We start from the raw sequence: 7597 nt of genomic DNA on the forward strand, positions 1-7597 counted from the left end.
CGAATACATCCAGTATGCGGACGCCCCTCCGCCTTGCGATGCACCGCATCTGACGCCGCGCGCTGATCCACCGGGGATTACGGGACAGCCCTTAGTTTCGTGAGCAGGCAGACGGAGACGGCGGTGCCCGCGAGCGGCCTCACCAGGTACGAGAAGAGATTGTGGTGACGGCCCTGCTTGCGCTCGCGCACCAGGTGGGCGATGACGGAGAGGTTCACCACGGCGAAGCCGAGGAAGGCGCCGAAGTTGATGAAGGACGTGGCCGTGGTCAGGTCCAGTTTCATCGCGAGGACACCGGCGACGGCAGTCAGCAGAAGACCGATGACCGGGGTGGCGGTCTTCTGCGACAGCTTGCCGAAGACCGGCTTCGGGAGCACGCCGTCGCGGCCCATCACATACATGAGGCGGGCGGCGGACGCCTGAAGGGCGATGCAGCTCGCGATCGAGCCCGCGATGGTGACGAAGTTGATGATCTCGGCGTGCGTCTCGCCACCGACCTGGACCTTGAGGTGGTACGCGGCCGCGTCCACGTCCTTGAACCCGCCTCCGGGGTGGACCAGTTGCATCACGAACGAGAGGGCGATGAAGGTCGCTCCGGCGGCTGCGACGCAGCCGATGATGCCGCGGCCGATGGTCTTCGCCCCGCCCTCGGCCTCCTCGCCGAGCGTGGAGACGGCGTCGAAGCCGAGGAAGGAGTACGCGGCGATCGCGGCGGCCGCGGTGACGGCCGAGACCGAGGTGTGCGAGTTCCAGACCGCGTCGCCGACCGGGGCGGACGTTCCGTGCCGGCCGAGAAAGACCACACACAGTGCGGCGAACAGCACGAGCGAGCCGACGGCGACGAGCATCAGGACCTTGTTGACACGGTCCGCGAGCTTCATGCCGAAGACGTTGATGCCCGGGGTGATGGCCACCGAGATGATCAGCCAGACCCACTTCGGGACATCCGGGAACTGGGCGTTGAAGTAGATTGCCGTGATCAGCCAGCCGACCATCGGGATGAAGAAGTAGTCGAGCAGCATGGCCCAGCCGCTGAGGAAGCCGATGCGGCTGTCGAGCATCTTGCGGGCGTACGTGTAGACGGAGCCCGATCCCGGGACGGCGCGCGCCATCTTCGCGTAGGACAGACCGGTCAGCAGCATCGCGACCGTGGCGACGGCGAACGCCGTCGGGGCGGCACCGCCGCTGGTGGAGGCGATGACGCCGAACATCGTGATGACGACGCCGGGGGATATGTAGGCCAGGCCGAACAGAATGACGGAGAACAGGCTGAGGTCGCCCTTCAGACGGGCGCTTGTGGTCCGACCGCTCATCGCGAGGGCTCCTCGTGGGTGGTGGCGGGGTTCCAGGTGGCGGGGTCGATGCGGCCCCCGTACAGCGGCAGCTCCAGGGCCGGGTCGCCGGGGCGGAACTGCTCCCAGATCCGGTTGAGTCCTGCCGTGCCGTAGCGACGCACGTTCACGACCTCGTCGAGGTCGACGACATCGGTGAGGGTGGTGTCGCCGCCACCGGGGGTCTCGCCGCCGAGCTGGTCGACACCGGCGTCGAGCCGCATGAGGACCTGGTCGGCGAGGGAGAGGTGCTCGACTCCCCAGTTGCGGGGCGGGAGCTGGACGATGCCGGGGATCTCCATGCCGGTGAGGGACTTGAAGTCGGTGCATACGACTCCGTCGAAGCCGCAACGGCCGCGGAGCAGCCCGGTGACGACCTCGTGGTTGAAGTTCGCGGCGACCTCCGGCAGGCCGCTGCCGGAGGGAATCGAGTAGCAGGGCATGACCTGCGCGGTGCCGGCGGCGAACGCTGCTTCCCAAGGCCTGAGGCGGTATTCGAGGTTGTCCCCGGGAAACGCCTGGTGCTTGCCGTGGGCGAAGTGTGCGTCTTCCCCGCGGGCCTGGGGCCATGGCCGGGGAAGTGCTTGGTCACGCAGGCCACGCTGTCCGGCCCGAGGGCGCTGCCCTGCATGCCCCCGATGCAGGCGGCGAGCATCCGGGAGGTGCGGTCGGCGTCCTCGCCGAAGGTGCCGCTGACGCGGGCCCAGCGCGGCTCGGTCGCCAGGTCTGCCATCGGATGGATGGCGACGCGGATTCCCACGGCGCGAAGTTCCCGGGCGACGGCGGCGGCAAACTCCTCGACGAGCACGGGATCGTCGGTCGCTGGAGGGCACCCGCTGCATGCCGGTGCGGGCGGCGGTGGACAGCGGGTGCCCTCCAGCGGGCGGATCGACACGGTCCGGTGGCTATGACGGCCTCGATGGGGACGGTGCTCTCGAAGGCGCCGTCGCACTGGACCCGGTGAGCTCCCGGCGCGGCTCCGAGAACCACACCGAGGCCCGGGGAGCTTTCTCGCCCTTGCCCACGCCGGCTCCCCTAAGCCCGCGCCGCACGAGTCGGTGTACGGGACACCGGGGAGGTACTCCCGCCACTCCTCCCGGGACAGCCCCCTGGTGACCCGGCGGCAGACGGTGTCGGCCGCGCGCCGCGGAGCCAGGTTGTATGCCTGTGGCGCCGTGTGGTCGCCCGCGGTGCGCAGTGTGGTGCCCTCCCGGTCGAAGATGAGGACGCGGACGGTATCCCCGGGGGTGGGGAGCGGTGAACCCAGGCGCTGGTGCGAGGCCGGGTCCCACAGCTCCAGCATGCCCTCGTCCCCGGCCACCGCCGGCACACCGCCGTCGGGGGAGAACGCGAGCCCCGACACGTACTGGCGGGTGCTGGTCTCCTGGTGCGCGAGCACACCGAGGCGCCGCCCGCCCCGCCCGTCCCAGAGCGTGACCCGGCCGGATCCCTCGCCCACGGCCAGAAACTCCCCGCCGGGGCTGAACGCCAGGGCCGTGGCCCTGCCAGGATTGCGGGTGTAGGGGTCGAGCCAAGATGCCTGCGAAACCCACATTGAGATGATCTTGCAGAGCTGATCCCAGGCAGGATGACTCGCTGTCAGTCGGCCTGGAGGGTTGCGAAGTCGGCGTGGGCTCGCTCGACGGCTTCGGGGTACGCCTGGCGCTTCTCGTGCTCGGCGAGCGCCCGGTAGATGCTGGCCAGGCCGGGGTTGTGGCCCTTGCGCTTGCCGGTGGGGATGATCAGGTCGGTGCGGATCTTCTCGACGGACTCGCCGTTCGCCCGGCGCCGCAGCACGGTGTGCAGCATGTCGTCGGTGATGACGGGGGGCCGGCCGCCGTGCTTGCCCTTGCGGGCGGCGGCGTCGAGTCCTTCGAGGGTGGCTTCACGGATGCTCTCGCGCTCGGTCTCGGCCATCGCGGCGAAGAACCCGAAGAGCATCCGGCCGGGGCCGGACGGGTCGTAGATGCCGGGCAGCGGGCCGGCCAGCATCTCCAGGACCAGGCCGTGGGCGGTCAGGTGGTCGGCCAGCGCGGTGAGCTCGGCGGCGTCGCGGCCGAGCCGCTTCATCTCGTAGACGGTGAACAGCACGCGGCAGTGCGGGGCGTGGGCCTTGATCTCGCGGGCCAGGGTGAGCGCGGCCTCGAACTGAGGGCGGACCCGGATGCGGGTGCTGATCTTCTCGGAGAAGATCTTGTCGCGCGGGATGCCGTGCGCGCTGAGGGCGTCCAGCTGCGACTGCAGCTCTTGGGTGAGGTGGCTGCAGCGGGCGTACCCGATGCGAATGTCCGCGCCCGGGGTGTCCGTCTCGGGCGCGGCCGGCGGCGGAGTGCCGGGCCGCCAGGGCTGGCCGGGGCCGCGGTCGGCCGGGGTCGGCACCCGCAGCAGCTTGGCGAGCCGGGCGACCTTCTTGAAGCGGCCGGTGTGGTAGATCCCGGCGACCGCGCCCGAGCGCGAGCGGCAGGGCGATCCCGGCTGGACGCCGCAGCGCGGGCAGTCGTGGCGCTCGACGTCGTCGGCGTCGCTCTCGATGGTGTCCTGAGGGTCCGTCACGCCCGAAATCCTCTCACAAACCATTCCCAGAACGAAGGTCCGCCGTCACTTGAGTGAGAACGAGTTCTGAGAACCGATCGGGCATCCGGACCGACTCCGGCGGCCGTTTCCGATCTTGCTCCCGGAAAGGGTCATTTGTGGGATCCACGAGGCGTTTGGGCTTGAGCGCCGCCCGACTAGGATCATCAGATGACCGATCTCTGGGAGCAGGATCTGACGTCAGCGTTCTCTGTGCTGCTCGGCAGGCCAGTGGACAGCTTCGACCCCGAAGCCAAGTACGTCCTGTACTACATCAACAAGGCACTCATCGAGCAATGGGTGTGGGGAACGCTCGATGACGCCGACTCGCTGAGGCGAACGTGGGGGCCGGGCGACGACGGCGACCGGCCCGCGCTGCTGCAGATCTGTCTCGCCCTCGACTGGAGCCTGGACCTCGCCCGGTCCGTCTTCGACTTCGACTTCACCGCGGAATCGGCTCTCTCGCGGGCGTTCGGCGCACGGCCCGAGTCCAACAAGGTCGCCGAGTCATGCCGCACGGTCACCGGCGATGAGCTGGCCACCGTACTCACCGAGCACGGCCTGGGTCCGGCCGACGTCGTGTCTGGTCTCGAAGACGACACGTTCACCGTCTGCGTGTCTTTCCGCGTCGTCACCGACGGCACCCTCCGGGACGCACTGCTGACCGCGATCCGCGGGAAGCAGGGCCCCGACCGGCTGCGGCCCGGCCCTGACGAAGCAGCGATCCTGGCGCTTCCGCCGGACCTGTTTTCGAGCGAGCGGGAACTGCCGACTGAGACGGCGAACGAGCGGGACCGCCTCCTCGCCCCGGTCCGTGATCCCCGGCTTCGTGCGCACATCTGGTCGCCGTACCTGGACCGGCCGTGGGATCGGCCTGGCATCTCCTCCGGAGGACCCAACCAGCCCGGCACCACCTGCGTCGCAGCCTGGGACTTGGCCTACTTCGGTGATGTCCAACTCGCCGTCACGCAGACGGAGGGGGCGCTCTCAGGAGAGTAGCCCGCTGTCGGTGTCCGGGCCGAGCCTGGTGAAGTCGACGTCCAGGCGCGGCTCGTACGCCTCCGGCGCCAGGTCGAGCTCGTGGGTTGAGTACTCGCCGAACCGCATGATCTTCTCGGTCAGGTACGGCGAGACCTCGGCCAGGTCCTCGGGCTCGACCTTCCAGCCCTCGGCCTGCAGTTCGCGCACCGCCTCGGCGATGTCCAGGGTGTTGTGGAAGATTAGGCAGTTGGTGAGCAGGGCGTTGAACTTCACCGCCTTTTCCTGCTCAACGGGGTCGTTGTCGGTGATGACGCCCCGGTTGCCGAAGCGCACCCACTCGGAGAACCCGTTGTACGCCTCGACCTTGTTGGTGGCGGCCGTCACGCGGCGGCGCATCTGCGGGTCGGTGAGGTACCGCAGCAGCTGGATCGTGCGGATCACGCGGCCGACCTCGCGGAACGCCGTGTAGTGCGCGTTCTTGCGCGAGCCCGAGCGCAGACGCCGCAGCAGCAGCACGGAGGAGACCTTGCCCGCGCGCACCGACAGCGCGACCCGCATGAGGTCCTTGAAGTGGGACTCGATCAGGTCCCAGTCGATGACGTTGCGCCCGGCCTCGCCGAAGAGCGCGTCGATGTGCACGTAAGAGGTCTGCTTGGTCGGGCGGAAGAACACCAGGTCCTTCCAGTTCCTGATCCTCGGCATCAGCTCAAACCCCAACAAATGGGCCAAACTGAATACCGGGAAGCTCTGGCCCTGCGTGTCCGCGTGGATCGTGGTCGGCTGCAGTTCGGACTCGTTCTTCAGCAGCCCCTCGATGATGTAGACGGCCTCCCACACCCCGCACGGGATGAAGTGGGTGAACAGCGCGATGTAGGTGTCGGCGATGTGGTGGTAGGCGATCCCGCCGGGCCGGCCATAGCGGACCGAGGTCTCGGCGACCAGGTTGTTCAGGTAGGTGTCCATGTGGGTGCCGTCGGCGGCCACCGCCGTGCCGTCGCCCCACGCTCGGGCCATGTCGAGCTGGGCGTGGGCGTTGACGACGTCGGTGATCGCCTGGTTCAGCTTGGCGATGGAGAAGTGCCGGTTCGCCGTGGCGGACAGCTCGTGCCCGCTCACCCCGTTGATGTGCCGGGCCGCGTCGTAGGGGCCCATGTTGGTGCCGTTGACGAAGGTCGTGATGACGTAGCGGCCGAACGGGTCCTTGAGCTTCGGGTCGTGTCCGGAGGCCGGCCCGAAGCGCCTCCACCACTCGATCCAGTACGCGGTGCGGGCCAGGATGCCGAGCAGGGACCGTTCGGGCAGGCGGGACTTGATGGCCTGCTCCAGCTTCACCGCGCTCGGGCGCCGCTCGTCCGCCTTGTACCTCTCCAGCGTCGGCACCCCGGTCTTCGGGTCGATGAACAGGCCCTCGTTGTCCGGGTAACCGGAGTCGGCGGCTGCCGCCGCGGCGGTGAGGCGGTCCTGCAGCTGGGTGCGGAAGGCCGCCGCGTCGAACGGGCTGTCGTCGCCGGGCTCCCGGAACCCGACCTCCACCAGGTAGTCCGGCAATGCAGCCTCCACCTGTGGCCACTCCAGCAGCTGCTGGCTCCAGTCGGCGTACTCCTCCGAGCCGGTGACCGCGACGTCGCCGCACCGCAGCTCTTCGGCGAGGTTGACAAACACCATCGCCTCGAAGTGCCGGCGCACGTACGAGCTCGGCCGAGTGCGGTCGCGGACGATCTTCTGCCAGTTCTGGGTGGCAAAGCGGATGTCGACCACCCCGGTGTCGCGGCCCTCGTCGTCCTGGCCCTGCTTCGGGATGTAGTCGCGGGAGTTCCTGAACCGCAGCAGGTGCTTGAAGGCGTCCAGCACCCGGCTGTCCTCGCTGGTGGCCACCAGGTCCAGGCTCTCCAGCAGGTTCAGCATCACCGCCCGGTCCGCCTTCAGGTGCCCGTGCAGCAGCACCTCCCAGTTGTCGCCGTGGTGCGCGGAGACCTTCTCGATCTGCTCGTACTGGGCGCCGAACCCGCCGAAGTCGTCCACCACCGACGTCACGCTGAACAGGCCGTTGGACTGCACCATCAGCCCCTCGGCCAGCTTGAGGAACGACGCCGCGACCCGACGCTTGAGGCGCCGGTTCACCTCCGAGGCCCCCGACTCCTCGTCCCGGCCCTCCAGCGCGTCCAGCGTCTCCTTGGTCAGCGCGCCGGCCTTCGCCCGCGCCGTCTGCGCGGGCCCGTCGGTGTCGACCTGCCGCAGCAAGGTGCGGTAGTTGGCGACCAGGCCCTCCACGATCGCCTGCTGCTGGCCGCGGATCTCTTCCAGCTCGGTGCGGGCCCGCTTCGACTTGATCGCCACCCGCTTGGTGAACATCGTCGTCAGATCGTCGCGCACCCGCATCCGGGCCTTGTGGACCAGACACGCGATCAACGTGATCCGCTTGGCCTCGGCGTAGTCCTGCATCACGCCCGCGTCCGCCGCCTCCGCCTCCCCGGCGAAGTCCGCGATCTTCGCCGCTGCCAGGCCCGCCAGCCACGCGCCGGTGTCGCCCAGCCCATCCACCCACTTCCGGTGCTCAGCCAGCTTCTTCATGTTCGACCAGGTCGCCCGCTGAGCGGGCTTCTTCAGCTGGTTGAACACGGTCTTGCGGTCCAGCCCCAGCACGGTGACCAGCCGCAGCAGGCCGGCGCGCTCGTCCTCCTCGATCCGCCCGGCGACCAGGGTGAAGATGTCGC

5 protein-coding genes and 1 pseudogene are annotated in these 7597 nt (G+C 69.0%); 1 reads left to right on the forward strand and 5 read right to left on the reverse strand.

What is annotated here, in order from left to right:
* Window positions 1-77: 77 nt before the first annotated feature.
* The 4 genes and pseudogenes from ACWCXX_RS39865 to ACWCXX_RS39880 all read right to left on the reverse strand — a co-directional run bounded on the left by ACWCXX_RS39865 (window position 78) and on the right by ACWCXX_RS39880 (window position 3884).
* The gene (locus ACWCXX_RS39865; protein ID WP_451136034.1) at window positions 78-1313 is read right to left on the reverse strand and encodes an APC family permease; all 1236 of its coding nucleotides are present in this window, start codon (window positions 1311-1313) and stop codon (window positions 78-80) included.
* On the reverse strand, window positions 1310-1774 hold the full coding sequence (locus ACWCXX_RS39870; RefSeq protein ID WP_451136036.1) for a hypothetical protein: 465 nt from the start codon (window positions 1772-1774) through the stop codon (window positions 1310-1312). Before ACWCXX_RS39870 ends, ACWCXX_RS39865 begins: the two co-directional genes overlap by 4 nt.
* A gap of 176 nt (window positions 1775-1950) precedes the next feature.
* Window positions 1951-2886: pseudogene (locus ACWCXX_RS39875) on the reverse strand (glycoside hydrolase family 3 N-terminal domain-containing protein); the annotation flags it as partial.
* 44 nt (window positions 2887-2930) lie between these two features.
* Window positions 2931-3884: a recombinase family protein gene (locus ACWCXX_RS39880; RefSeq protein WP_402402301.1), complete on the reverse strand. Its 954-nt coding sequence runs from the start codon at window positions 3882-3884 to the stop codon at window positions 2931-2933.
* A gap of 189 nt (window positions 3885-4073) precedes the next feature.
* Here ACWCXX_RS39880 and ACWCXX_RS39885 point away from each other — a divergent pair, with 189 nt between their 5' ends.
* Window positions 4074-4901, forward strand: a complete 828-nt coding sequence (locus tag ACWCXX_RS39885) for a hypothetical protein (protein ID WP_451136039.1) — start codon at window positions 4074-4076, stop codon at window positions 4899-4901.
* Here ACWCXX_RS39885 and ACWCXX_RS39890 read toward each other — a convergent pair.
* On the reverse strand, window positions 4890-7597 hold a 2708-nt coding region (locus tag ACWCXX_RS39890; RefSeq protein WP_451136041.1), incomplete at its 5' end, for a Tn3 family transposase. The genes ACWCXX_RS39885 and ACWCXX_RS39890 overlap by 12 nt on opposite strands.

The sequence above is a fragment of the Streptomyces sp. NPDC001732 genome (assembly GCF_053596315.1).

Coding starts and splice junctions, on each gene's coding strand:
- ACWCXX_RS39865 (WP_451136034.1), bottom strand. CDS start 1,313: ATGAGCGGTCGGACCACAAGCGCCCGTCTGAAGGGCGACCTCAGCCTG.
- ACWCXX_RS39870 (WP_451136036.1), bottom strand. CDS start 1,774: ATGCCCTGCTACTCGATTCCCTCCGGCAGCGGCCTGCCGGAGGTCGCC.
- ACWCXX_RS39885 (WP_451136039.1), top strand. CDS start 4,074: ATGACCGATCTCTGGGAGCAGGATCTGACGTCAGCGTTCTCTGTGCTG.